This window comes from Micromonospora sp. NPDC049801, assembly GCF_040656575.1.
Lineage (GTDB): Bacteria > Actinomycetota > Actinomycetes > Mycobacteriales > Micromonosporaceae > Micromonospora.
Window position 1 is genome coordinate 1 of sequence record NZ_JBFAMS010000018.1, and the last position, 20,666, is coordinate 20,666.

At 72.6% G+C, this 20,666-nt stretch carries 20 protein-coding genes; 9 read left to right on the forward strand and 11 right to left on the reverse strand.

The genetic code is table 11. The features are described from left to right. Positions 1-96 precede the first annotated feature (96 nt). Positions 97-1,056, forward strand: a complete 960-nt coding sequence (locus tag AB0I89_RS27625) for an SAM-dependent methyltransferase (RefSeq protein ID WP_357132963.1) — start codon at positions 97-99, stop codon at positions 1,054-1,056. Further along, positions 1,053-2,240: an NADH-quinone oxidoreductase subunit D gene (locus tag AB0I89_RS27630; protein WP_357132750.1), complete on the forward strand. Its 1,188-nt coding sequence runs from the start codon at positions 1,053-1,055 to the stop codon at positions 2,238-2,240. The genes AB0I89_RS27625 and AB0I89_RS27630 overlap by 4 nt, the downstream gene beginning before the upstream one ends. 6 nt (positions 2,241-2,246) lie before the next feature. Here the strand turns inward: AB0I89_RS27630 and AB0I89_RS27635 are convergent, their stop codons facing one another. The 4 genes from AB0I89_RS27635 to AB0I89_RS27650 form a co-directional block, all read right to left on the reverse strand. Further along, the gene (locus AB0I89_RS27635) at positions 2,247-4,118 is read right to left on the reverse strand and encodes a hypothetical protein (protein ID WP_357132752.1); all 1,872 of its coding nucleotides are present in this window, start codon (positions 4,116-4,118) and stop codon (positions 2,247-2,249) included. Between the two features lie 107 nt (positions 4,119-4,225). Continuing rightward, entirely contained in the window at positions 4,226-5,230 is a 1,005-nt protein-coding gene (locus AB0I89_RS27640; protein WP_357132754.1) for a glycine betaine ABC transporter substrate-binding protein, read from the reverse strand. A gap of 221 nt (positions 5,231-5,451) precedes the next feature. Beyond that, positions 5,452-6,189 carry an ABC transporter permease gene (locus AB0I89_RS27645; protein WP_357132756.1) on the reverse strand — a complete coding sequence of 246 codons (738 nt, stop codon included), beginning with the start codon at positions 6,187-6,189 and terminating at the stop codon, positions 5,452-5,454. Continuing rightward, positions 6,186-6,872, reverse strand: a complete 687-nt coding sequence (locus tag AB0I89_RS27650) for an ABC transporter permease (protein ID WP_357132758.1) — start codon at positions 6,870-6,872, stop codon at positions 6,186-6,188. The genes AB0I89_RS27645 and AB0I89_RS27650 overlap by 4 nt, the downstream gene beginning before the upstream one ends. A gap of 2 nt (positions 6,873-6,874) precedes the next feature. Between AB0I89_RS27650 and AB0I89_RS27655 the strand changes: the two genes are divergently transcribed. Then, positions 6,875-7,870 carry an ABC transporter ATP-binding protein gene (locus tag AB0I89_RS27655; protein WP_357132760.1) on the forward strand — a complete coding sequence of 332 codons (996 nt, stop codon included), beginning with the start codon at positions 6,875-6,877 and terminating at the stop codon, positions 7,868-7,870. Between the two features lie 114 nt (positions 7,871-7,984). Here AB0I89_RS27655 and AB0I89_RS27660 read toward each other — a convergent pair whose 3' ends face one another. From AB0I89_RS27660 to folP, 7 genes are all read right to left on the reverse strand, one after another. Continuing rightward, the gene (locus tag AB0I89_RS27660) at positions 7,985-8,485 is read right to left on the reverse strand and encodes a hypothetical protein (RefSeq protein ID WP_357132762.1); all 501 of its coding nucleotides are present in this window, start codon (positions 8,483-8,485) and stop codon (positions 7,985-7,987) included. Positions 8,486-8,541: 56 nt separating this feature from the next. Further along, on the reverse strand, positions 8,542-8,850 hold the full coding sequence (locus AB0I89_RS27665) for a hypothetical protein (RefSeq protein ID WP_357132764.1): 309 nt from the start codon (positions 8,848-8,850) through the stop codon (positions 8,542-8,544). A gap of 52 nt (positions 8,851-8,902) precedes the next feature. Then, on the reverse strand, positions 8,903-10,117 hold the full coding sequence (locus tag AB0I89_RS27670; protein ID WP_357132766.1) for an ABC transporter permease: 1,215 nt from the start codon (positions 10,115-10,117) through the stop codon (positions 8,903-8,905). Positions 10,118-10,235: 118 nt separating this feature from the next. Then, entirely contained in the window at positions 10,236-10,766 is a 531-nt protein-coding gene (locus AB0I89_RS27675) for a DUF3180 domain-containing protein (RefSeq protein ID WP_357132768.1), read from the reverse strand. Positions 10,767-10,785: 19 nt separating this feature from the next. Continuing rightward, on the reverse strand, positions 10,786-11,313 hold the full coding sequence (gene folK / locus AB0I89_RS27680; RefSeq protein WP_357132770.1) for a 2-amino-4-hydroxy-6-hydroxymethyldihydropteridine diphosphokinase: 528 nt from the start codon (positions 11,311-11,313) through the stop codon (positions 10,786-10,788). Further along, a complete protein-coding gene (folB, locus tag AB0I89_RS27685; protein ID WP_357132772.1) occupies positions 11,310-11,675 on the reverse strand; it encodes a dihydroneopterin aldolase in 366 nt (121 codons plus the stop codon). Before folB ends, folK begins: the two co-directional genes overlap by 4 nt. Beyond that, entirely contained in the window at positions 11,672-12,559 is an 888-nt protein-coding gene (gene folP / locus AB0I89_RS27690) for a dihydropteroate synthase (protein ID WP_357132774.1), read from the reverse strand. Before folP ends, folB begins: the two co-directional genes overlap by 4 nt. Positions 12,560-12,904: 345 nt before the next feature. Between folP and AB0I89_RS27695 the strand changes: the two genes are divergently transcribed. Genes AB0I89_RS27695 through AB0I89_RS27720 form a run of 6 tightly spaced genes read left to right on the forward strand, consistent with a single transcriptional unit; the run spans position 12,905 to position 20,660 of the window. Further along, a complete protein-coding gene (locus tag AB0I89_RS27695; protein ID WP_053654780.1) occupies positions 12,905-13,219 on the forward strand; it encodes a hypothetical protein in 315 nt (104 codons plus the stop codon). Positions 13,220-13,232: 13 nt separating this feature from the next. Next, entirely contained in the window at positions 13,233-13,595 is a 363-nt protein-coding gene (locus AB0I89_RS27700) for a hypothetical protein (RefSeq protein ID WP_204942430.1), read from the forward strand. A gap of 46 nt (positions 13,596-13,641) precedes the next feature. Next, positions 13,642-16,980 carry an ATP-binding protein gene (locus AB0I89_RS27705; protein ID WP_357132777.1) on the forward strand — a complete coding sequence of 1,113 codons (3,339 nt, stop codon included), beginning with the start codon at positions 13,642-13,644 and terminating at the stop codon, positions 16,978-16,980. Position 16,981: 1 nt separating this feature from the next. Beyond that, entirely contained in the window at positions 16,982-18,934 is a 1,953-nt protein-coding gene (locus AB0I89_RS27710; protein ID WP_357132779.1) for an MFS transporter, read from the forward strand. Then, complete coding sequence (locus tag AB0I89_RS27715) at positions 18,931-19,488, forward strand: hypothetical protein (protein ID WP_357132781.1); 558 nt, start codon at positions 18,931-18,933, stop codon at positions 19,486-19,488. Before AB0I89_RS27710 ends, AB0I89_RS27715 begins: the two co-directional genes overlap by 4 nt. Then, entirely contained in the window at positions 19,485-20,660 is a 1,176-nt protein-coding gene (locus AB0I89_RS27720; RefSeq protein ID WP_357132783.1) for a M23 family metallopeptidase, read from the forward strand. Before AB0I89_RS27715 ends, AB0I89_RS27720 begins: the two co-directional genes overlap by 4 nt. The last annotated feature ends 6 nt before the right edge of the window (positions 20,661-20,666 follow it).

Below are 20,666 nucleotides of genomic sequence, written 5' to 3' on the forward strand. Positions count from 1 at the left end.
GCCCCCGCCGCTGGGCCATGGTCATGCTCTCCGGCGTGCTGTCCCGCGTCGCCCGCACCAAGCTCACCGACACCACCTCCGGGCTCCCCGGAAACCCTGACTCCTGCGGCCGCCGTCCGTCGGTCACCCGATGGGCCGTCGTGGGTCGCCGGTCGTCGGTCGCTCGCGGAACGGATCCGCTTCACCGCAGTCGAGTACGCCAGCCGCCCGGAGAACCTGCCCAAGGAGATCCACTGGACCACCGAGATCCCCGACGGCATCACCGGACTGTTGCTGGCGACCGAGTGGCTGGACAACGTGCCGCTCGACGTTGCGGTGCACGCCGACGGTGGCTGGCGGTATGTGCTGGTCGAACCGTCAACCGGGGTGGAGACGGTTGGTGGGCCGGTCAGCACTGCTGATCTTGATTGGCTGACCACCTGGTGGCCCAGTCCGGCGAGCCCTCACGGTGCGGACCGTGACGTGACCGGTGGTCCGGCCTCGACGGACGCGACGAGCGGAAGCGGGTCGGGCTTCGGGGCAGCCCGGCCGGCGCAGGGATCAAGCCTGACCGCCCGGAGCCGGCCGGGCTGCCCGGAAACCCCACACACCGACCACCGCGCAGAAATCGGCAGACCACGCGACGAAGCCTGGGGGTACGCGGTGGGCAGGATCAGGCGCGGGTTGGCGGTGGCGGTCGACTATGGGCACCTGCGGGAGGGGCGGCCGGTGGATGGGACGTTGACGGGTTACCGGGGTGGGCGGCAGGTGCCTCCGGTGCCGGACGCGTCGAGCGATGTCACCGCGCACGTGGCCATGGACTCGGTCGCCTCCGCCGGCGCAGCGGTCGCCCGGTGCGCGTACTCCCTGAGCTTGCAGACCGAGGCGCTGCGGGCGCTCGGGGCCGACGGCGGTCGACCGCCGCTCAGCCTGGCCGGCACCGACCCGGCCGGCTACGTGCGGGCGCTGGCCGCGGCGTCGGCGGTGGCCGAGCTGACCGACCCGGCCGGGCTCGGCGGGCACTGGTGGCTGCGCCAACCGGTCGGCATCGGGCTACCGACGGCCGTGGCACGATGACGGGCATGAGCACCGACGCCGGGGACCTCCGTGAACTGACCGTCGGCACCGGGGCCGGGCTGGTCGCCGGCACCGGCGGTCAGCAGCTCGGCACCGACATGGTGCTCAACATCGGCCCGCAGCACCCGTCGACGCACGGCGTGCTGCGACTGAAGCTCGTGCTCGACGGCGAACGGGTGGTCGCCTGCGAACCGATCGTCGGCTACATGCACCGGGGTGCGGAGAAGCTCTTCGAGGTACGCGACTACCGGCAGATCATCGTGTTGGCCAACCGGCACGACTGGCTGTCGGCGTTCTCCAACGAGCTGGGCGTGGTGCTCGCCGTGGAACGCCTGATGGGCATGGAGGTGCCCGAGCGGGCCACCTGGCTGCGGATGGCCCTCGCCGAGCTGAACCGGGTGCTCAACCACCTGATGTTCCTCGGCTCGTACCCGCTGGAGATCGGCGCGATCACACCGGTCTTCTACGCGTTCCGGGAACGGGAGACCATCCAGGCGGTGATGGAGGAGGTCTCCGGGGGCCGGATCCACTACATGTTCAACCGGGTGGGCGGCCTCAAGGAAGAGGTTCCGTACGGCTGGACGGGACGAGCCCGTGCGGCCATCGGCGAGGTACGCGGACGGCTGCCCGACCTGGACCACCTGATCCGGCGCAACGAAATCTTCCTGGCCCGTACCGTCGGAGTGGGCGTGCTGTCCGCCGCCGACGCCGCCGCGTTCGGCGCGTCCGGGCCCGTGGCCCGCGCCTCCGGCCTCGACCTGGACCTGCGCCGCGACGACCCCTACCTGGCGTACGACGAGCTGGACGTCCCGGTGGTCACCAAGACCGCCGGGGACTGCCACGCCCGCTTCGAGGTGCTGCTCGACCAGGCGTACGCGTCGCTGGACCTCGCCGAGCAGTGCCTGGACCGGGTGGACCGGCTCACCGGGCCGATCAACACCCGGCTGCCGAAGGTGCTCAAGGCGCCGGAGGGCCACACGTACGCCTGGACGGAGAACCCGCTCGGCATCAACGGCTACTACCTGGTGTCGCGGGGTGAGAAGACACCCTGGCGGTTGAAGTTGCGCACCGCGTCGTACGCGAACGTGCAGGCGTTGGCCACCCTGCTGCCCGGCTGCCTCGTACCGGACCTGATCGCCATCCTCGGCTCGATGTTCTTCGTGGTCGGCGACATCGACAAGTGACCGGGATCAGCGCCAGCGGTCGGTGATCGGGGCGCCGCCGGCACGGGGCGCGTCGTCCTGCGGCGGGTAGCCGTACCGTTCCTCGACCCGGCGGCGGCCACCCCGCTCGGGGGCGGGTTCCGGCTCGTGGCCGCGCTGACGCGGCGGACGCCACTCGTCCGGTACGGCCACGCCACCGACCGGCAACGCCGGCCGAGGTTCGTCCTGCCGGCGCGGATCCTCGTGGCGGCGGGCGTCCTCCTGCCGGCGCGGATCCTCGTGCCGGCGCGGATCCTCGTGGCGGCGCGGATCCTCGTGGCGGCGGGCGTCCTCGTGGCGGACGGACGCCCAACGGTCCGCCATCCGGTACTCGGTGCCCGTGGCGTCGGCGTGCACCTCGGCCCGGCGTTCCCCGACGTGCAGCTCACGGCCGTTGTCGTCGTCGCGGACAGCCGCCCACCGGTCGCCGGCCCGAAGCTGGGACCAGTACTCGCCGGTGTCGTCCGCGCGCAGGGCGGGACCGGGCTGCGGGGCGCCGGCGCGCTCCGGCTCGGCCTGCTCCGACCAGCCACGGCGCTGCGAACGACCGTCCCACGCGGACTCGTCGGCCGGCGCGTAGGCGTCGCGCTGGTCGGTCCACTCCGGCTCGTCGGCGCGAGCCGTCCTGCGGGGCACCTCGTCGCCACGATCGGGCCCGCCCCATCCCAAACCGTCGCGGGGGCCCACCGGGGCCGACTCCCCCCGAGAGGCGTGCTGCGTACCCCAGGACCGGTCGTCGGCGCGGCGCTCGCGGTCGTCGTCGGCGTACTCGGACCGGGGCTCCTGCGCGTCGTCCCAGGAACGGGCACGCCCCTGGGCGCCGCCGCCCCGGGTCCATTCCTGGGCCGGCGGGGTCCACTGGCCGCCGTACCCGGCGCCGTAGCGCCCACCCGACTCGGCGGGACCGCCGTCGACGACGGTGTGCCGGGTCGTGACGTGCACGGTCTCGGTGTGCCGGACCACGCCGACCGGCCGGTGCGTCGACTCCGGGCGGTCGCGCTCACGCGGGCGGTCGTACTCGCGCGGCGGGTTGTACTCCCGCGCCCGGTCGTGCTCCGGCGGGCGCGCAGTGGCGCCGTACACGCTGCCGGCGGTGGGCTCGGGAGCATCCGCGGCGCGGTGGCGGTACGCCGGTTCGTCGTCGGCACGGTCGTCGCGTCCCCACCGACCGGCCGCCTCGTCCGGTGCCGGCACCCGCACCCGAGGGGCGTCCTCGTCCGTGGCCGGGGCCGGAATCCGACTGGCGGCCTCGCCCGGAGCCGGTACCCGCACCCGGGCGGCCGGGATGTCGCCGGGGACCGGTACCCGGCTGCGGGCGGGTGGGGTGTCGCCGGGGACCGGTACCCGGCTGCGGGCGGGTGGGGTGTCGCCGGGGACCGGTACCCGGCTGCGGGCGGGTGGGGTGTCGTCCACCGGCTCGACGGACGGCACGCGGGCCCGGCTGGCCGCCGCCGGCTCGGCGGCCGGGGCGGCGCCAGCGAGGGCCGCACCGGTGGCGTCGAGGCGGCGACGGACCGCGGCGATCCCCTCCTGGGCGCGCTGCGCCTGGTCGAGCGCCTGGTTACCGCGCTGCGCGGCGGCCACGATCTCGGCGCGCAACTCCCGGCGCAACTCCTCGATCTCCTCCAGCAGCTCGTCGGCCCGCGCCGATGTGCCGTCCCCGTCGGGGCGCAGCGCGATGGAGAGGCCGATCAGGACCACCGCCACGATGGCGAGCACCGCCGCGAGACGCAGCGGACCGTTACCGTCAGCCACCAGGAGAATCAACGCCGCGACGGGCGCCAGCGCCACGCCGCCCCAGAAGAGCACGGTCAGCAGAAGCGGTTGACGCCGGGCGTCGGAGGTGACCGGGGCTGGCATGGGAGTGCAGCCTACCGACGATCCGCACCGGAGGGAACGGTTCCCGGACGGACGGACGCCCCCGCCCCTGCGGGGCGGGGGCGTCCGTCACACGCCGTAGCAGAGCGTCAGCTCGTGGCGAACGCACTGTCCGAGGAGAAGACCAGGCCCACACTGATCTTGCCCTCACGCAGACCGTTCTTGGTCAGCGGTCCACCCTGGTCCAGGGAGGAGAACGAACCCACCGAGAGGCCGTAGGTCTTCTCCAGGCCCGGCTTGCAGAACGGCCGCTGCTGGCACTCCGGCGGGCCGCCCAGCACGGTGGCGCTGCCGGAGCACTTCGCGGCCAGCTCGGAGAGGGTCCGTACGCCGTACTTGTCGGCGAACTCCTGGGTCACCGCGAAGGCGTTCTGGTCCTGCGCGGCGGCCGGGGCACCGAAGGTGATGCCCACCTTGTCGCCCTCGGCCTTGAGCGCCGTCACCGTGGTGTTGATGTCGGGCGAGGAGACGGGCGGGGGGTTCTGGCCGTTGGCCTTGGTGTTGAGGAACTCGGCCATCGTCGACGCGTACTCCGGGACGACCTGGACCTCGCCCTTCTCCAACGCCGGCTCGTACAGCTCCCGGTTGCCGATCTGCTGCACCTTGACCTGGTAGCCGGCGCCGGTGAGCGCGATGCGGTACAGCTCGCCCAGGATCTGGCTCTCGCTGAAGTTCGCGGCGCCGACCACGATCTCGCCACCCGGGCCCTTGGCGATGCCCGCGGTGAGGTTGTTGGCGCTGGCGAACTCCTCGGCCGCGACCTTGGGGGTCTTGCGGTCGACGTCGACCGCCTTGTTGAGCTGGACCAGCTTCGGCGTGTCGAGCGTCGCGGAGACCTTGTCGAGCGCGGCGATCAGCTGTGGGTTGGCCACCTTGCTGTTGATCGCCGGGAGGACGTTGTCGGAGTTCTGGAGCTTCTTGTCGTCGGTCAGCGCGATGAGCTGCTTGCCGGCGACCGGTGCGCACCCGGCGCCCGAGGCGCTGGTCTGGGGAGCGTCGGTGCCGGACGAGCCGGCGTCGCCACACCCGGTGAGAAGTGCTGCCCCGGCCACGACGCCGACGGCGCCGATCGCGAGACGTGTACGTGCGCGCATATGTGCCGCCCGCCTTCCGTGTCCCGGCGCGACCCGTCCCGGGCCGGCCGCGTGTCCGACGGGCGATCCTGGATGTTGGTCGCCCGCAATTCCCACCCAACATGGTCCACGGCCGACCGACAACTCGGGATGGGCTTCGTCACCGCATCGTCACCGACCGGCCCGCCGCTGGTCGCCGCTTCGGCGTCCACTCACCCGGACGGAGCACGCCCGGTGACCTGTCAGGCGCGGCCGGTGGCGTCGGCGGGTCGCGGACGGCCCGCGCGCCGCCGGCCCCGGCGCAGCGGACGCGGGGTGACCATGCGTTCGACGATCCCGAGCAGCAGCTCGGCCAGCAACGCCAGCCCGGCCACCAGCACACCGCCGGCCACGATCTGCCCACCGCCGACGGCGATGCTCAGACCGAACCCGGTACGGATGATCTCGCCGAGCCCGCCGCCGTTGACGAACGAGGCCAGCGCCGCCGTGGCGATGACCTGCACGGCCGCCGTCCGGAAGCCGGCGGCCAGGTACGGCACCGCCAACGGCAGCTCCACCCGCCGCAGCAACTGCCCGCCGGACAGGCCCATCCCCCGGGCCGCGTCGCGCGCCTCCGGGTCCACCTGGCGTACGCCGGTGTAGGCGTTGGCCAGCAGCGGCGGTACGGCGAAGACGGCGAGCGCCACCACCACCGGCGTACGCCCGAAACCGAGGAACGTCAGCGGCAGGATGGTCAGCAGCGCCAGGGTGGGGATGGCCAGCGTGGCGTTGGACACGAGCACCACCAGGCCGCCGCCCCGACCGGCGTGCCCGAGCCAGAGCCCGACCGGCCAGGCCACCAGGCAGCCGAGCGCCACCGCCAGGGCAGAGATCGTCAGGTGCTCGCCGAGGCGCTCCAGGATGCCGCCGGGGTTGGTCCAGTTCAGCGGGTCGTTGAGCCAGAGCACCCCCTGCTGCAGGGGGTTCGCGGCGGCGCTCACCGGACGCCCCGGGCGGCCCAGGGAGTGACCAGCCGGCCGACGAGCACCAGCAGCAGGTCCAGCAGCACCGCCAACGCCACGCAGAGCACCGTCCCGGTCATGATCTCGGCCTTGTAGAGGTTGTTCTGGAAGCCCGCGAAGATCAGTTGCCCGAGGCCGCCGTGCCCGACCAGCACCCCGACCGTGACCAGCGCGACGGTCGACACGGTGGCCAGCCGCAGCCCGGTCAGGATGCCGGGGATGGCCAGCGGAAGGTCGATCCGGAACAGCCGCCGCCACCGGCCGTAGCCCATGCCCTCGGCGGCCTCGCCGACCTCCGGCGGCACCTGGTTGAGCCCCGCCACCACGTTGCGGACGATCAGCAGCAGCGCGTACAGGACCAGCCCGACCAGTACGGTGGTGGCGCCGGTACCCAGGTACGGCGCGATGAAGGCGAACAGCGCCAGCGACGGAATGGTGTAGATCACTCCGGTGACGCCGAGGATCGGGCCGGCCAACGGACGGAACCAGTACGCGAGCACGGACAACGGCAGGGCGATGAGCACCGCGATCAGCACCGCGCGCCCGGTGAGGGAGGCGTGTTCGCGCACGGCGGCAAGGATCGTGTCAGAGTTGTCCCGCACGTACTGCCAGGAGAACCAGGGGTTACCCGGGTCGGCCCGGTAGCTCAGGCGGAAGGACATACGTGGACGTTACCCCGGAGGCCCCCGGCGCGGCCGAATCCCCTCGCGCGGCGTCGATCTCCCTGCAGGGCATCCAGAAGCGCTACCCGAACGGCACCGAGGCCGTTAAGGAGCTGAGCCTGGACGTCCGGGCCGGTGAGTTGGTGGTGCTGATCGGCCCGTCGGGCTGCGGCAAGTCGACCGTGCTCCGCATGATCAACCGCTTGATCGAGCCGACGGCCGGTCGGATCATGCTCGGTGACGAGGACGTCACGGACGCCGACCCGGTGCGGCTACGCCGCCGGATCGGCTACGTGATCCAGAACGTCGGCCTCTTCCCCCACCAGACGGTCCGGGCCAACGTGGCCACCGTCCCGGGCCTGCTCGGCTGGTCCCGCCAGCGGACCCGCGCCCGGGTGGACGAGCTGCTCGACCTGGTGGGACTGGACCCGAACCAGTTCGGCCGCCGCTATCCGCACGAGCTGTCGGGCGGTCAGCGGCAGCGGGTCGGCGTGGCCCGCGCGCTCGCCGCCGACCCGGTGGTGCTGCTGATGGACGAGCCGTTCTCGGCCGTGGACCCGATCGTCCGGGCCCGCCTGCAGGAGGAGTTCCTTCGCCTGCAGGCCGAGGTCCGCAAGACGATCGTCCTGGTCACCCACGACCTCGACGAGGCCGTCCGGCTCGGCGACCGGATCGCGGTGCTGTCCGAGGGCGGGCATCTCGAGCAGTACGACACGCCGGCCGCGCTGCTCGGCGCCCCCGCCACCGCGTTCGTCCGGGAGTTCGTCGGCGCCGACCGGGGCATCCGCCGGTTGGCGGTCACCCCGCTCGACCGGGATTCCCTGGAGCCCGTGCCCGGCGACGCCCCCGCCGACCTGCCCACCGTGGGGCTCGACGGCACGGCGTACGACGCCCTGGCGGCACTGCTGACGTCGGGACAGGATCGCCTCCTGGTGACCGACGACGGCCGCCCGGTGGGCGCGCTCAGCCGCCAGAGCCTGCTCGACCCGGGTCGCTAGCGGCCGGCCCACCCGGCCCCTGGCTGAGTCCGCTCGGCGTGGCGGCTGGACCCGGTCCGCTGGGCTGGCCGGCTGGCGGTCCGGTCCGCTGGGTCCGGTCTGCTGGGCTGGCGGCTAGGCCCGGCCGCCGAGGCTCGCGGTGCCGATGATCCAGCCGGTGAGGAAGCCGTAGCCGGCGCCGCTGCTCGCATCCTGCAGCGCCTTCAGCAGCGACGGGTCCGGGCCGAGGAGCGCCGCCAGCACGGCGGCGAGCCCGCCGGCCAACACGTACGCGGCCCAGCCGGAGAAGAACTGGCTGACCGGCCCGGGTACCCGGGCCACCTGCGCGGCGGGCAGCAGGTAGAGCAGCGCCACCGCCAGGAGCACCAGCGCGACGGCCCGCAGGTCGGCGGCGAACAGGCCGCCGGCCTGCCCGTCCGCGTCCAGTCGCCAGGCCGGCCAGGCGAGCAGGCGCAGGTAGAAGCCGCCCGCCGAGGTCGGGTCGGTAAGCGTCGCGGCGGCCCAACCGGTGTACGCCGGGCTGCCACAGATGCCGACCAGCAGCAGTACGGCGAGCGCGCCGGTGCCGGCGGCCGTCCCGTAGCCGCTGACCGGGCCCGTACGGACCAATCCCATGATCCGCCCAGGGCCCCTGCCGGCCGACCGGGCGGACCTGGGCTGCGTCGGGCGGCTCAGTGCTTCAACAGATAGTCGATGAAGGCGGCCCGCAGCAGCGGTGCCGACTCCTCGTAGCCGTGCCCGGTCAACTCCCGCCACAACGCGTTCGCCTCGTCGATGGTCGGGCCGATCGAGTTCGGCGCGCCGTCCAGCACCGTGGCCTCGTCCGCGTTCGGCAGATGGCGCAGCACCGACCAGTAGAAGCCCACGTCGCGGCGCTCCCGGGCCAGGGCGAACGCCCGCTCCCGCAACTCCTCCGTGGACAGCGCGTCGAGTTCCTCGAACGAGGTTCCGCCGGGCGCGGCGGGTGGTGTGTCGGTCATGCGGCGAGCCTAACGGTCGAGATCACCGCCGGCTCGGCGGACGCCACACGGCTCACCGGTCGCCGACATCCCAGCGCCGCGGGCCGTCCTCCCAGCGGGGATCCCGCCACGGGTCGGCCGGTTCCGGCGCGGGCGGCGTCGGCAGGGTCGGCGGCCAGTTGTCGGCCGACTGGGGCCGGGGCACGCTCCAACCCGAGCTGATCGTGCCGTCGCCGACGGGCTCCGGCTTCTCCACCACACCCGGCCGGGGCCGCCCGAACGTCTCGACCAGTCGGGTCGCCAACAGCCCGACACCGAGCGCCACCCCGCCCACCGCCCAGCGGCTCACCGACCAGTCGCGCTCCGGCGCGTACGCCTCGAAGACGGTGACCAGGCCGACCGCCAGCACCGTGCCGAACACGCCGCCGCGCCGGCCGTACGCGCTGGTGCCGCCGAGCAGGGACACACCGATGGCCAGCACGGTCCAGTCCAGCCCGGAAGTGGGCGTGACGACGCCGGGAGGGTTGGCGGCGAGCAGGACCCCGGCGAGCGCGGCCAGCACGGTGGAGCCGACGAGCGCCAGCGCGGTGACCACGGCGGCCAGCGCGCCCCGGCGCCGGGCCGGATCGGCAACCGGCCGGTACCGGCCCACCAACCGGCGGATCGCGCGGATCGCGCCGAACAGACCGCCGAGGACCGCGACGGCGGCGAACCCGGCGAAGAGGTAGCCGGCCGTCCGCCTCGGGTCGTAGTCCCCCTGCACCAGCACCGGCGCAGACCGGCGTTCGATGTACACCACCACGCCGGCGGCACCGGCCAGGCTCGCCGCCCACGCGGGCACCTGCAGTGCCACCACGGCGAGCGCCAGCACGAGACCACCCACCGCGGCGACCACGACCGCCGACCCCACGGACGCGGCCAGGCCCCGGTCACCCTGCTCCGCGTAGTGCAGCGCGGCGGCGACCGCCACCGACCCGATGGCCAGGTTGGGGGCGGCGGTGCGCAGACTCAGCCCGGCGGCGAGAGCGAGCAGCCCCAGGCCGACCGCGTCGACCAGCAACGTGCGCAGGTCGGCACCGCGCAGCGCGTCCGGGTCGGCCCGCCAGAGCAGCCAGCCCAGGGCAGCCAGACCGGCCAGCAGCAGGAACTCCCAGAACACGTGCACGCCGACGCGGTCGCGGCCCGGCTCGCCGTGGGTGGGATCGTCGAAGACGTTCTCCAGGACGGCGGCGGGAACCGCGGGCGTGGGGTCGACCGACCGCTCCCGGCCCGTGTCTTCGTACCCCATGGCACCGCCTCCCCAGTGGCCGGCCGCTTCCGTCCCGGCACCCGGATGGACCGGGGCGGCCGTTGCTCTCCGATCGGAGGCACCGTACCCGCGGTGGGAGCCGGACGTAACCCCCTGCTCAGCGCTGGCCGGGGCGGCTCTCGCGCTGGTCCTGCTCGTGCTCGTCGTCCGGGCGCTCCGGGACGCGGCAGGAACGTTCCAACCACAACGCGGCGCCCACCAGCGCCAGCGACGCCAGCAACCCGCCTCCGGCGGCCGGCCGGTCCTCGGTGGCCGCCCGGGTTGTCTCCACGAAGAGCCACCCGCTGAGCCCGGCGTAGAAACCGACGAAGATGGAGCCCGCCAGCGCCGACGCCTTGGCCAGCACCACGAACCGGGCGACCAGCAGCGGATTGACCGGATCCCGACCGGGCTTCCGGTCGATGCGGCCGCGCGTGTTGACGGCCGCGTACGCCTCCAGGACCGCGAGCGCGGCCAGCGTCACCACCGGCAGCCACGGCAGGCGGGGGATGCCGCTGTAGTAGAGCGCGCTGATCAGCAGCCAGGCCACCGCCGCCGCGGCCAGGGCCGCCACGACCAGCGTCGAGATCCGGGTGGGGCCCATCCGCGACCCGTCGGGGCCCGGCGGTGGGGACTTCGCCTGACTCATGCCGGCCGGCTCCACTGGGTCATGTCGTCGACTCTAACGTCAGTTCCGGCCGGGGACGCAGTTCCAGCGCGTCGTCGGCGGCCGGGCCGGAGGTGAGCAGGTCGGTCAGCCAGCCATGGCCGGGCAACCGCCCGTACGGTTGGATGTCGATCCACGGCCGCAGCACGAACGCGCGCAGGTGTGCGCGGGGATGCGGCAGGGTCAGCTCCTCCTCGTCGCTGAGCACCGGCTCGTCGTCGTCGCCCCACACCGCGATCACGTCCACGTCGAGGGTGCGCGGCCCGAACCGCCGCCCCGGGTCACGGACCCGACCGGCCGCGCGCTCCGCGTCGTGGGCCCGCGCCAGCCAGTCGCGCGGGGTCGCGCTCCCGTCCTGGGCGAGCACCACCGCATTGAGGTACGCGGGCTGGTTGGCGTCTCCCCACGGTGGAGTCTCGTACACCCCGGAGACCACCAGCACGGCGTCACCCAGCGTCGCGACGGCCGTCCGGAGGTGGTCCAGGCGATCGCCGAGGTTGCTGCCGAGCGACAGCACGGCCCGGGTCATCGGGTACGCGTCCGGGTCATCGTGACGGCCACGTCGGTGAACGTGTGCGGCACCGGCGCCTCCGGCTTGTGCACGGTGACCGTCGCGGTGACGACCCGCTCGTCGGCCAGACAGACCGTGAGCAGCCGGTCGGCCAGGGTCTCGATCAGGTTGACCGGTTCTCCGGTCACCACCGCCACCAGCCGCTCGGCCAGTTCGCCGTAGTGGACCGTGGCGGTGACGTCGTCGCTGGCGGCGGCCGGGCCGAGGTCCAGTTCGAGGACGGCGTCGACCACGAAATCCTGCCCCTGCTCCCGCTCGAAGTCGTACACCCCGTGCCGGCCGTGGGCCCGCAGGCCGGTCAGCTGGATCCGGTCATTCATCGGATGGCCTCCGCACGGCCGACCGGCCGGCCGTCGGGACGGACGGGCGTGAGGCGCGGCCGGCCGGTGGCGGTCCAGACGGCAAGCGCGTCCGCGGTGGCCCGCACGTCGTGCACGCGTACGCCCCACGCACCGGCCGCGACGGCCAGCACGCTGGTGGCCACGGTGGCGGCCTCGCGTTGGGCGGTTGGCCGCGGTGTGCCGTCGGCGGCGGCGAGCAGGCGACCGAGGTAGGACTTGCGGCTGGCGCCGAAGAGCAGCGGGTATCCGAGGTCCAGCAGCTCCGGTAGGCGCGCGCTGAGTTCCCAGTTGTGGGCGGCCGTCTTGGCGAAACCGAGGCCGGGGTCGACGACGATGCGGTCGGCGGCCACCCCGGCGGCCAGCGCCGCGTCGACGCGCTGCCCGAGCTCCACGCGTACGTCGGTCACCACATCGGTGTAGCTGGCCAGGTCACGCATCTGCCGGGAGTGGCCACGCCAGTGCATGAGGACCCAGGGGCAGCCGGCGTCCCGCACGACGCGGGCCATGTCGGGGTCGGCCAGTCCGCCGGAGACGTCGTTGACCACCACGGCGCCGGCGTCCAGCGCCGCCTCGGCCACCCGCGCGCGGCTGGTGTCGATGCTGACCGGCACCCCGGCGGCGCTCAGCTCGCGGATGACCGGCAGTACGCGTTCGGCCTCGGTCGCCGCGTCGACCCGGTCGGCGCCCGGGCGGGTCGACTCGCCGCCGATGTCGACCAGGTCCGCCCCGGCCTCGCGCAGACGGACGCCGTGTCCGACGGCCGCGTCGAGGTCGGCGTACCGTCCGCCGTCGGAGAAGGAGTCCGGCGTGACGTTGAGGACGCCCATCACCACCGGGCCCGGAGCCCGTACCAGATCGGTCACGACTAGACCGTACCGGTCATGACGACGGAGCTCGGCCACCCGGGTCGACCATCCCTGACGTGCGCATTGGAACAGGTGTACGATCGGTCGTCCGGGCAGCAACAGGCAGTCCCTTCGCGGCTTGTCGCAATCCGGGGCGGCCCGTACGCTTTGGAATTGGCCAGCATGGAGATGGCGAAGTCTGGAGGGAGGGCCGAAGCGGGCAAAAACCGCCCAAAGCTCGCCACCCTCCGTGGTGAGTAACGAACACAGGGTCGAAATCGCTCCGCCCTGTGAGCAGATTTCCCGCCAGGCTTGCCTACTGCACCGCCGCGGCTCCGCCGGCCGCGATATGGGGAGGTTCCAGTGATCGCCTTCGAGCTCATGGAGACGGCGTCGTCCGGCGTCGCCCACGCGCTCTCCACCCTGGCCTCGGCTCCGCTCGCGGAGCCGGCACCGAAGGGGATCGACACCAACGGTGTGGTCACCTTCTTCGCCAGCAAGATCGCGCCGATCCTGCTCGCGGTCCTGGGCGTCATCTTCATCGGTCGCGCCAGTCGGGGCGAGATTTCCAAGGTCCTGACGAGCTCGGCGATCGCCATCGTCGGGCTGGCCTTCATCGCCGGCGCGGCAACACTCTTCTTCGTCGGCGATTACCTGATCGACCTGATCTTCGAATAGGCGCGGTCACCAGATGCGGCTGCGCACCGACGACGACATCTACCGGGCCCGCCTGGTCTACCTCGGGCCGCCCGGCTACACCCTTCCGGTCCACCTGCCCTACGCCCAGTACGGGCTCTTCATCCTGCTCGTCCCCCTCTACATGTTCATCCACTGGCTGTTCACGTTGACGGTCGACCTCTTCCCTGCCTGGGAGATCGCGCTCGCCATCGTGACCACGTCGTTCATCTTCCGGCACGTTGATCCAGACCGGCCGGCGCGGGTGGTCATCCGCACCGCGCTGACCGACTGGCGACGCACCCGGGAGCCGGCGATCGAGCAGCGCGACCCGCGCCTGGTCGGCAGCCGGATCAGGATCCGGGAGGAGCTGGCATGACCGGGGGCACGTCGATCGGTCTGTTTCACGCGGGTGAGGCGGTCGCATGAGTCGCTCTTCCACGCCGGGCTCCCCGGCCGGCCGCCCGGCCGTGCCGGCCAGTCACCGTTCGCAGTCGTTCGACTACCCCGAGACCGAGGATGAGGTCGCACTCGATCCCGCGCTGGTGACCTCGCCCGGTCACGGCGCGGTCGGCGTGTTCCAGGCACCCCGGCCGGTCACCCGCCGGACGCCTCCCACCGAGCCGAGCACGGTCTCGGCCGGCGACAACGCCGACATCGACTCGCCCTTCCTGGACCTGTTCGGTGGCGCGCGGCCCCGGGCCGTGACGGCGGCTCCCGCCAGCCGGCCCCAGCCGGCGATCCCGCAGCAACCGCCGACGCCGACCCGCCCGGCTCCCGAGCTGGAGCCACCGTGGACACCGGACGACCCCTCCAGCAGTGGCCACCGGATCGACACCCGTCCGACCGTCGAGCCCCGGTTGCCACACCAGGCGGGCGACCGACGGCCGATGCCGCAGCCCACGGTCGAGGTCGAGCAGACCGCCCCAGCCGCGCCCGCGCCGCCGTCCAGCGGCCCGGCGAGCCGGGTGTCCAGCAGCACATCGGCCGGGCAGACGGCGGCGCCGGCGCAGCGTCCGAGCGCCCCGGCAGAGCAGCCGACCGCGCCGGTCGACCGGCCGGCCCTGGCACGCGGGCCGCACCGGACCACCCGGACGGAGCGACCCACCGGCGCCGGCAGAGAGGTCACCACGCCCCGCCAGCGGGCCGCGAACCGTCAGGACCGGCCGATCAAGCCGGTCCGGGTCCGCGCTCCGAAAATCAAGTTCGGTGACCGGGACCCATCGGTCGAGCTGGCCATCACCGAGATCGCCGGCCACCTGACCTTCACGCCGAACACGGTGACCGCCTGGTACTGGCTGCCCGAGGTGCGCTGGGCCTTCCGCCCCGACGCCGAACGCGAGGCGCTGCTGTCGGCGATCTCCGAGCAGTACGCGGGCCTCGCCGGCTTCCGGCTGCACCTGCGCCGGACCACCCGGCCGTTCCCAGCCGACGAGTGGGCACGCACCATCGACACCCACACGGCCGCGCCGCTGCCCGACGTGCCTGGAACGACCGGCTGGGCGGACCACCTGGTCGCCGCCCAACGGCACCTGATGGCGGTCAACCACGCCGAGGGGCAGACCTACCTGGGCGTCACCTTCGCCCGGCGTTCCCTCGGCGACTCCATGACCGAACGGCTGCTCCGCACCTTCGGCCGGGGCACGGCGGAGGGCGAGCGTCGCAAGCTGGGTCGCACGGTCGAGCAGTTCGACGAGGTGCTCGGCGCGTTCGGCATGCGTGGCCGACGGGTCACCGCGCAGGAGCTGGAATGGCTGCTCTACCGCTCGGTCGCGCTGTGCATGGCGCCCCCGGGTCGCCTCTCGCCGGTGACCGACGGGCAGTGGGAGCGCGGTGACCTGCTCGCCCTGACCGAACAGGTCGAGCGCTACCGCACCCCGTACGGCTCGACCGTCAAGCTGGTCAACCGGATGACCGGCGAGGAACGGCACGTGGCCGTGCTCGCCGTCGGCCGGATGGAACCGCTGGAGATCCCGGAACGGCACGAGCCGTGGCTGCACTTCCACGAACGACTGCCCTGGCCGATGGAGATCTCCACCCGGGTCGACATCCTCGGCTCCGGTGACTCGTTCCGTAACCTCGAGCACCGGCTCCGCATGATCCGCTCCCAGCAGCTCGACTACGCCGAGCACGGCATCGACGCTCCCCCGGAGCTCGAACGCCTCGCCAAGCGGGCGCTGGTGATCGGCGACGAGATGACCACCGGCCTGCCCGTCGACTCGGCGCGCGCACACGGCTGGCACCGCATCGCCGTCGGCGGCCGGACCAGGGAGGAGTGCCTGGAGCGGGCCCGCCGGCTCATCCAGCTCTACTCCCGCGAGCTGCGCATCTCGCTGCAGCACCCGAAGAACCAGGACTGGCTGGCCCGCGAGTTCATCCCCGGCGAACCGATCGCCAACACCGGCTACGTCCGCCGGATGCCCGTCCCGCTGCTCGCCGCCGCGCTCCCGCAGGCCGCCTCCACCGTTGGCGACCGCCGGGGCGACCTGATCGGGCGTACCGCCGGCACCTGCCGTCGTCCGGTCTTCCTCGACCTGCACTTCCCCATGGAGGTACGCGAACGCTCCGGGCTCGCGGTGTTCGTCGCCGAGCCGGGTGGTGGCAAGTCGACCCTGCTCGGCGCGCTGGGCTACCTCGCCGCCCGACGGGGTGTGCAGGTGACCCTCCTCGACCCGTCCGGGCCGCTGGCCCGGCTCTGTGCCATGCCCGAGCTGCGCCCGTACTCCCGGGTGTTGAACCTGACCGGCTCCGAGCACGGCACCCTGGCGCCCTACTCGCTCATCCCCACGCCCCTGCGCAGCGAGTTCGCCAGCGGGGCCGCCGGCGACCGTGAGTTCGAGATCGCCGTCTCCAACGCGCGGGCCGAACGCCGCATGCTGGTCCAGGACATCTGCATGATGCTCGTGCCGCCGCAGGTGGCCCGGGAGGCGTCGACCGCCACCCTGTTCCGGCACGCCGTCCGGCAGGTACCCGCCGAGGAGACGTCCACCCTGGACGACGTGGTGAGCTGCCTCGGGCGGCTCGACGACGATGCCGGCAAGGAGTTGGCGAACCTCCTCCTGGACACCGCCGAGATGCCGCTCGCCATGCTGTTCTTCGGCCGGCCGCCCGAAGGGCTGCTGGGCGCGGACGCGGCGCTCACCGTGATCACCATGGCCGGGCTCCGGCTGCCCGACCTCAAGATCGAACGTGAGTACTGGTCGGCCGAGGAGGCCCTCGCCCTGCCGATGCTGCACACCGCGCACCGGCTCGCCGTCCGCCGCTGCTACGGCGGGTCGATGTCGTCCCGCAAGCTGGTCGGCCTCGACGAGGCGCACTTCATGGAGGGCTGGCGGTCCGGGCGTTCGTTCCTGGTCCGGCTCGCCCGAGACTCCCGGAAGTGGAACCTCGCCGCGCTGGTCGCCTCGCAGAACCCCCGCGACATCCTCGGCCTCGACGTGCAGAACCTCGTCTCCACCGTCTTCGTCGGCCGGATCGCCGAAGACGCCGAGATCGCCTCCGAGGCGCTGCGCCTGCTGCGGGTACCGGTCAACGACGGGTACGAGGCCACCCTGGCCTCGCTCTCCGCCGCCGACAGCAACTCGGCCTCCCGCCTCGGCTTCCGGGAGTTCGTGATGCGCGACGTCGACGGCCGGGTGCAGAAGGTCCGGGTCGACGTCTCGTACGTCGACGGCCTGCTGGACCACCTCGACACGACACCCGCCGCGATCGCCGCGGCGGCCGGAGTCCTACCGAGCATCTCCCTGCCCGATCTGGAGGCGTGACATGGCTGGGGCCCGGGTTCGGATCACGTCGTTCCTGCTCGCGCTCGGCGTCCTGGCAGGGGCCACCCTCAGTTGGCCGCTGCTCGGCTCGGAAGCGGCCGCAGCCGCCCCACCCGTCACCCAGGCCCGAGCCGAACTCTGCACCACCGCCGAGTGGCAGGCCGACTTCCGGGCCTGCGTGGGGAAGCTCCAGGCGGTCAGCGAGGACGAGGTCAAGTGCCGCAACGCGCCAACCCCGGGCACACCCGACTCCGGCCTCGCCGGCTGGTTCGCCGCAGCACCACCGGCTGAGGCGGCGAACGGCATAGCCGGTCGCTACAGCCTCTATGGATACGCGGGTTACAGCTACAACACTTACGACATCGACGGTGGCTGCGCATCGAGCGTCCTGCATCCGGATTACAAGTTCACGACGACGATCGCCAACGGGGAGTTCATGGTCGCCACGGCGGTCATCGGCGCATCGAACGCGTTGCGCGAGCGTGCCTGGGATCCCCGTTCCATGTGGGGCTGGGCGGACCCGCTGGTCGAGAAGGCGACGAAGTCCGTCTACGAGAAGGTGTTCAGCGTCTTCGGGATCGTCACGCTGTGCGTGGTGGGCCTCTACCTACTCTGGCGCTCCCGCCAGTCGGACATGAGCAACGCGATGACCACCGCGGGTTGGGCTCTCCTCGTGATGGTCGCCGTTACCGCGCTGGCCGCCTGGCCGGTGAAGTCGGCGAACATCGCGGACGGCACGCTGATCACCAGCCTCGGTGTGGTCCACGACGCGGTAGGCCCGCAAGCAAAAGAGCCCGACCCAGGGCGATGCATTGATCCAGACCGCTGTAAAGACCTGCGCACGCCGGCCGTTCGCGCGAGCGACACCGCTACCGAGACGATGCTCTACCGAAACTGGGTCCGAGGTGTCCTCGGGTCGGCCGACAGCGAGACGGCTCGCAAGTACGGACCGGCGCTGTACGACGCGCGATCCCTGACATGGGGCGAAGCCCAGTCAATGCGCGCCAACCCGGCCACCCGGGAGGCGACGATCAAGGCGAAGCAGCAGCAGTGGGCGCGGGTGGCCCAGCAGATCCAGACCGAGGACCCGGAGGCGTACGAATACCTCCAGGGCGTCCGGGACATGGACCGGGTCGGGGCGGGGTTCATCGCGGTGCTGGCCTCGGTGCTGTTCGCCATGTTCGACCTGACGGCGTCGCTTTTGGTCCTGCTGGGGTTCCTCATCTTCAGGTGGGCGGTGATCGCGGCGCCCATCCTGGGCACCGTGGGGCTGCTCCGACCGGCCAGCGCCGGTCTGCGACGGCTGGCGAACGCCGTCGTCGCCGCGATCTTCAACATCGCCATCTTCGGCACCGGGGCCGCCATCTACCTGTTCGCGGTCGATTTGATCATGAGTACGCCCACCCTTCCCGGATGGCTCCAGGTGGTCCTGGTGTGGTTGTGCGGAGTGGTCGGTTGGCTACTGCTACGGCCGTACCGGCGGATCACCCAGCTTGGCGGTAAGGACAGCAGCGAGGCGGTCAGTTCGGCCGGCTCCTGGCACCGCCGCTTCTTCCGTGACATACGGGTCGCGGCGCGACTCGATGTCGTGGAGCCCGGCGGCACGGTGGAACCGGTGGGCGGGCGCCGCCGGTCACCAGACGCCGAGCAGACCCGGCTGCGCCCGGAGGCCCGCCGGGAAGACGCGGGCCCGACGCCGACGCCCACCCCGGCCGGCAGCCGACGCACCGACGACGTTCGGCCCGATGGTCACGAACGCGCCGACGAGGCACCGATCGGGGAGACCGGCGGTCGAGACCGTCCCGTGCCGCCGCAGCCTCGTCGCCGGCAACCGGCGACGTGGACCGAACCCGACGTTCCGGCCGAGAACCCGTCGTTCGTGGTCTATCGGCCGGGCTCCACCGAACGTGCGCCGGATCGCACCGGACCGCGGGTGCGTTCCGAGGCTCGGTGACAGCGATGCGACGGGCGCTGGAGTTTCTCTTCACCCGGGCACTGCGATCCCGGCTGGGGATGGCCGCGCTGATCGCGGTCCTCATCTTCGGGGTGATCGGAGCGGCGCGCCTGGTGTCCGGTCCGACCGACCCGACGGACGGGTTGAGCAACCGGCCGAACCGGCCGATCACCACGGTCGACCCGACGGCTGGTGACGATGGTCTGATCGCCACCGAGGCACCTCCATCGCCGGTCACTCCACCCGGTGCTCGTTCGCCCGAGCAGATCGCGGACCGGTTCGCCTCGGCCTGGATCGGCAGGCCCGGCATGACAGCCGACCAGTGGCAGGCCGGGCTACGGCCGATGTCGACGCCGGCGCTCACCGAGAAGCTGGCCGGCGCCGAGCCCGGCGGGGTGCCGGCCGAGGAGGTGACCGGCCCGCCGACGGTGCGGTCACGCACCGAGACCTTCGTCGAGGTGCTGCTACCGCTCAACACCGGCCGTCTCCGTTTGGAGCTGGTGATGGCGGACAAGAGTTGGCTGGTCGACGTCATCGACTGGGAGCGACAGTGACCGCCGGCCGAGCAGGCCGCGCTCTTCGTCGGCCGGTCCGGGCCGGCGTGATCGCCTCGGTACTCACCGGCGTACTGCTCCTGCTCTGCTGCACCGGGGGGACGGCGGCATTCTTCCTCAGTGGTCTCGGCGGCGACGAGGAGAATGGGGACGCCCTGGCCGGCTGGGGCTGCGGGCCGGTGCGTCCCGTCGACATCACCGGCGAGCTACCCCGGTTCAGCGAGTACGGTGACGCGCAGGTCCGCAACGCGGCGATCATTATCAAGGTCGGTCAGGACATGGGGGTTCCCTCGCGTGGTTGGGTGATCGCCCTCGCCACGGCGATGCAGGAGTCCGCCCTGCGCAACCTGGCCAACAGTGGCGTGCCCGAGTCGCTGTCCCTGCCACACGAGGGCGTCGGTGCCGACCACGACTCGTTGGGCCTCTTTCAGCAGCGTCCGGGTTGGGGCTCGATCGCCGAGCGGATGACACCCGCGTACACCGCCCGGAAGTTCTACGAGAAACTCGTCAAGGTGCGCAGCTGGCAACGTCGACCGCTGACCGTCGTGGCACAGCAGGTCCAGGTCAGCGCCTATCCGGACGCGTATGCCAAGCACGAGGAGCTGGCCGGCAAGATCGTGGACGCACTCGCCGGTGGTGCAGCCCGCACCGTTCAGATCAACGGCAAGGCGGTGTGCGACGCGGCCGAGCGCGGCGAGATCGCCGCCTCCGGCTGGACGGCACCGATCTCCGGCGACGTCGGCTCCGGTTTCCGGACCGCCGATCGACCCAGCCACAACGGTGTCGACATCGGAGCGGCGAAGGGCACCGAGATCCGTGCCGCGGCCACCGGCCGAGTGCTCGTTGCCCGCTGCGACCCGGACAACAAGGGGCGCCGGACTTGCGACGTGGACGGTTATCCGGGCAAGGGTGGCTGTGGTTGGTTCGTCGACATCCTGCACGCCGGTGGTTACATCACCCGTTACTGCCACATGGTGGTCCAGCCCCGCGTCTCGCCGGACCAGATCGTCCCCGCCGGCGAGGTGATCGGACAGGTCGGCAGCAGCGGCAATTCGTCCGGACCGCACCTGCACTTCGAGGTGCACCTGCGCAGCGACCGGTCCAGTCGGGGCGCGACCGACCCGATCCCCTTCATGCGCCAGCGGGGCGCTCCGCTGCGCGCCGCGGAGTGAGGCGGT

What these genes read in the sequence shown, in the direction of transcription:
- AB0I89_RS27630 (WP_357132750.1), top strand. Translation starts at nt 1,053, where the DNA reads ATGACGGGCATGAGCACCGACGCCGGGGACCTCCGTGAACTGACCGTC.
- AB0I89_RS27635 (WP_357132752.1), bottom strand. Translation starts at nt 4,118, where the DNA reads ATGCCAGCCCCGGTCACCTCCGACGCCCGGCGTCAACCGCTTCTGCTG.
- AB0I89_RS27640 (WP_357132754.1), bottom strand. Translation starts at nt 5,230, where the DNA reads ATGCGCGCACGTACACGTCTCGCGATCGGCGCCGTCGGCGTCGTGGCC.
- AB0I89_RS27650 (WP_357132758.1), bottom strand. Translation starts at nt 6,872, where the DNA reads ATGTCCTTCCGCCTGAGCTACCGGGCCGACCCGGGTAACCCCTGGTTC.
- AB0I89_RS27660 (WP_357132762.1), bottom strand. Translation starts at nt 8,485, where the DNA reads ATGGGATTGGTCCGTACGGGCCCGGTCAGCGGCTACGGGACGGCCGCC.
- AB0I89_RS27665 (WP_357132764.1), bottom strand. Translation starts at nt 8,850, where the DNA reads ATGACCGACACACCACCCGCCGCGCCCGGCGGAACCTCGTTCGAGGAA.
- AB0I89_RS27670 (WP_357132766.1), bottom strand. Translation starts at nt 10,117, where the DNA reads ATGGGGTACGAAGACACGGGCCGGGAGCGGTCGGTCGACCCCACGCCC.
- AB0I89_RS27675 (WP_357132768.1), bottom strand. Translation starts at nt 10,766, where the DNA reads ATGAGTCAGGCGAAGTCCCCACCGCCGGGCCCCGACGGGTCGCGGATG.
- folK (WP_357132770.1), bottom strand. Translation starts at nt 11,313, where the DNA reads ATGACCCGGGCCGTGCTGTCGCTCGGCAGCAACCTCGGCGATCGCCTG.
- folB (WP_357132772.1), bottom strand. Translation starts at nt 11,675, where the DNA reads ATGAATGACCGGATCCAGCTGACCGGCCTGCGGGCCCACGGCCGGCAC.
- AB0I89_RS27700 (WP_204942430.1), top strand. Translation starts at nt 13,233, where the DNA reads ATGCGGCTGCGCACCGACGACGACATCTACCGGGCCCGCCTGGTCTAC.
- AB0I89_RS27705 (WP_357132777.1), top strand. Translation starts at nt 13,642, where the DNA reads ATGAGTCGCTCTTCCACGCCGGGCTCCCCGGCCGGCCGCCCGGCCGTG.
- AB0I89_RS27710 (WP_357132779.1), top strand. Translation starts at nt 16,982, where the DNA reads ATGGCTGGGGCCCGGGTTCGGATCACGTCGTTCCTGCTCGCGCTCGGC.